The organism is Streptomyces sp. RB17 (assembly GCF_009604455.1).
Classification (GTDB): Bacteria; Actinomycetota; Actinomycetes; order Streptomycetales; family Streptomycetaceae; genus Streptomyces.
This window is the reverse complement of sequence record NZ_WEGL01000043.1, coordinates 1-3,412: the sequence shown is the minus strand read 5'-3', so window position 1 is coordinate 3,412 and position 3,412 is coordinate 1. Positions and strand designations below refer to the sequence as shown.

The 3,412-nt window shown below is 68.4% G+C and carries 4 protein-coding genes and 2 pseudogenes; all 6 read left to right on the top strand.

The features are described from left to right. Positions 1–268: 268 nt before the first annotated feature. A pseudogene (locus SRB17_RS45130) lies at positions 269–451 on the top strand (esterase); the annotation flags it as partial. A gap of 247 nt (positions 452–698) precedes the next feature. Next, complete coding sequence (locus SRB17_RS45125) at positions 699–1,097, top strand: nuclear transport factor 2 family protein (protein ID WP_153548035.1); 399 nt, start codon at positions 699–701, stop codon at positions 1,095–1,097. Positions 1,098–1,444: 347 nt separating this feature from the next. Next, entirely contained in the window at positions 1,445–1,702 is a 258-nt protein-coding gene (locus SRB17_RS45120) for a hypothetical protein (protein ID WP_153548033.1), read from the top strand. A 10-nt stretch (positions 1,703–1,712) separates the two neighbouring features. Then, a complete protein-coding gene (locus SRB17_RS45115) occupies positions 1,713–2,030 on the top strand; it encodes a DsbA family protein (protein ID WP_153548030.1) in 318 nt (105 codons plus the stop codon). A 577-nt stretch (positions 2,031–2,607) separates the two neighbouring features. Further along, positions 2,608–2,859, top strand: coding sequence for a hypothetical protein (locus SRB17_RS45110; protein ID WP_153548028.1), 252 nt, complete (start codon positions 2,608–2,610; stop codon positions 2,857–2,859). A 330-nt stretch (positions 2,860–3,189) separates the two neighbouring features. Continuing rightward, a pseudogene (locus SRB17_RS45105) lies at positions 3,190–3,412 on the top strand (HAD family hydrolase); the annotation flags it as partial.

Sequence of the window (3,412 nt, the reverse complement as noted above, 5' to 3'; positions counted from 1 at the left end):
ACCCTCCCCGGCAGCAGAGAAGACCAGGCCACGTTCATATGCAAGAACCCCGACTGCGACTTCCAGGGCAACGCCGACTGGAACGCAGCCCGGAACATCTTGCACCTGTACGGATCGGCCACATCAGCGTGGAGGTCCCGGCCGCCGGAAGGCGCGGTCGCAGGGCGGCCAGAACCGTCAAGCCTGTCACCACAAGGTAGACAGGAATCCCCTTCCTGAGCTTGCGAAGGAAGGGGAGAACTTCAAGAACTCGGCCCAAAAGGCGCCCGCCCGCAAGGTGCTGGACGACATCCAGTCGGCACCTGTCGAAAAGCCTGACGTGGAGGACACGTGGATTACGGTGCCCGCCGAGGTGGGCGACGTCCGGGTCCGCATCGTCAAGCCGGTCGGCGCTGCCGCGGGCCTGCCGGTCATCCTCTACGTTCACGGCGGAGGCTGGATAATGCTCAATCCCCTGCGCCCCACCCAGGCCGCGACGGCCGCCATCGAGCAGGCCGTCCATACCCTGCGCAAGGCGCTCGGGCACAGTTCTTGACTCACCGGTCCATAACTGTTGTACTTGGCCTGCACATGAATTCCCTCTTGATCCGTCGACGGGTTTGGCTGTTTCCCGTGAGCTTTCGGAACCGGCGATTCATGCAGCAGTTCCTCGTCCCGGGGCGACGCTCCGGGTCTCCCGTTCCGAAAGGTTCCTGATCATGACAACGCGTGAGATCGTGGAGAATTTCTTCGCACTGCTCGCCGCCGGAGACCCGGACGCAGTGGCCGCAGCGTTCGCAAAGGACATCGACTGGTACGTTCCCGGCTCACCCTCCCTGCCCTGGACCGGACACCGCTCCAAAGGCAGCGACGTGGCCGACTACCTGCGGACCCTGGAGGACAACATCGTCCCCGAGAAGAACGTGGACCAGGTCAAGGCCCTGCTGGTCGACGGCGATCACGCAGTCATGCTGGGCCGGTTCACGCGCGAAGCCAGGAGCACCGGCAGGGTCTACGACATGCCTGTCGCCATGCACTTCCAGGTGGCGGGCGACAAGATCGTCTTGTTCCACCTCTACGAGGACACCCTCAAGGTCTCGCAGGCCTACGCCAGTTGACAATCATCAGCAGCTCACCGTGACCCTGCTCGAACAGCACCGGCGAACCGGCCGGCCCCGGCAGCCCGGCGAGCGCGGCCCGGACGCCGCACGCCCGGACGCCGCACACGCGGACATGCCGAAGGACGGCACCCAGGGGCCGACGAGGACACACCCGTCTCCGCCCGTGCGCTGAAGGACCGCGGTGTCCCCGTGCCGGAGATCGCGAAGGAGCTGACGATCAAGACGGGCAAGAACGCGGGCAAGCACCGTCGGTCGCCTCGCGTTAGCGCGCGCTCGCCGAAGCCGAGGCCACCGCAACACCGGCCGCCTGGCCCGAGATCAAGGCCCCACGCCGGACGACCCGCGTGGACCTCACCGGGCCCGGCAGCGGCACCGACCCCGAGCTGATGGAACGTCTCCAGCGGCAGGTCCTCGACGGCGCCGGCGAGAAGTTGGTGGACACGCCCGCCCGGCAGACCGAGGACGGGACGAAGGACGTCGTGGCCCAGCTGCTGGCGCAGGCCCGCGGCACAAGGGAGGGCGAGTGGTCCCCGGACGCACCGGATGAAGTGCGGCGCGGCTCAGGTCGGTCCCTTCGGCCCGCACGGCGCCGGGGCGCGTGATCCTGGCGACATGGAGATCGAGGTCCTGGTCGTGCCGAACTGCCCCCATCGGCAGCTCGCCGAGGAGCGGCTGGGGCAGGCCCCGGACGCCGCCGGGCTGAGCGCCACAGGCTTCACCACGCGGGTGATCAGCGACCAGGCCGAGGCCGAGCGGTCCAGCGTCACCGGCTCCCCGACGATCCTCATCGACGGCCGCGACCCGTTCGCCGAGCCCGGCGCGGTCCCGTCGCCGGCCTGCCGGATGTACGGCACCCACAGCGGTCCAGCCGGAGCGCCCGACATCGGCCAACTCCGCCAGGCCCTGGACGAGGCCGGAGATGGAACGTGACCAGCACATACGCCTCCACGCTCCAAGTCGACCAGCCGGGCAGCCGAGCCGTACCAGCATCCGCTACGCCCTCCTGGCCGGGCCCGCACTCCGTCCAGCCCGCCTCACCGCCTGCCTCTCCCGGGGCCACGACCACCGCGTCGAGTGCGCCCCGGAGCCCGGCAGACCTGCCCGAGCACCTGGTTATGCGGATGCCCCACCGCTGGCGGTAGGAGTGAGTCCCCCACCGGTCCAGGGCCCCGCTCGCCCCCTCCGCGCCGCCGGCTGCTCTGCGGAATCAGAAACTGTCGCATCGTGAGTTCGACAGCCGAGCAATCCCGACGAACGTCATTTCCGTATGGATTAGCAGGAAGCAAAACCTTCTCCGCAACAACATCAACCTTGAAGGTTCGCAAACGTTTGTGGTCGATATCGGAGGTGATGGTCCGCCGCCTGAATGCTCTTCGCGGGCGGCGAGCGGCGCACAGAGCTACGCGCAGGCTTGGAAGCACAGGGGACGGCCCATCGAGGCCGCCAGAAAATCACGCACACCCTCGGAGAGGGGCTCACCGAGCGCGTACACACCCGTATCAAGAAAGTGGCTATCGCGGTCGCGTCGGCACCGATCCTGGCCATCGCCGCCGGAGCTGGAGCCGCCCACGCAGCCGCCATCGCCGCGCCTGAACACGTCGTCTCGTTCCACCAGGACAGCGGCTGGGGCTGGGGCTGGGGCGACGACAACGGCTGGGGCTGGGGTGGAGGCCACCACCACGGCTGGGGCTGGGGTGATGAACACCACCACGGCCACGGCTGGGGCTGGGGCGACCACGGTTGGGGCTGGGGCCACTGAGTGTCACCAGAACTGAACGCCACCTGAGATCCAGTGCTCACCCTCGAAAGGGGAAGTTGCCATGCGTGCAAACATCTCGACGGTCAGGCGCGTGGTTGCCGCCGTCTGTACCGCTCCCCTGATCGCCCTAGCGGCCGGCGCGGGAGCCATCAGCGCGGCTGCGGCTGACCACCACGCACCGAACAGCACCGCCGCCGTGTCCCCCAAGCCCTGTCCTCCCAAGCAGACCTGCCCACCTGGTTGGGGTCCCGGATGGGGCTGACGGCCCAGGAACTGTAGGACCGCAACGCGGTCCTACAGTTGGTTTCTCAGCTTCACCACCCGCGTCCCGCCATCGCCTGGGACGGCGAGGCCCGCGCGGTCCTCGAAGTCGCCGACGCCGTCAAGGAAACCAGCCCCGAAGCGATCCGCCGCCTGCGCGCCCTCGGGCTGACCCCCATCCTCCTCACCGGTGACAACCGGGCCGTCGCCGAAGCCGTGGCCGCCGAGGTGGGCATCGACCCCGAGCACGTGATCGCCGAAGTCCTGCCGCAGGACAAGGTCGACGTCGTCA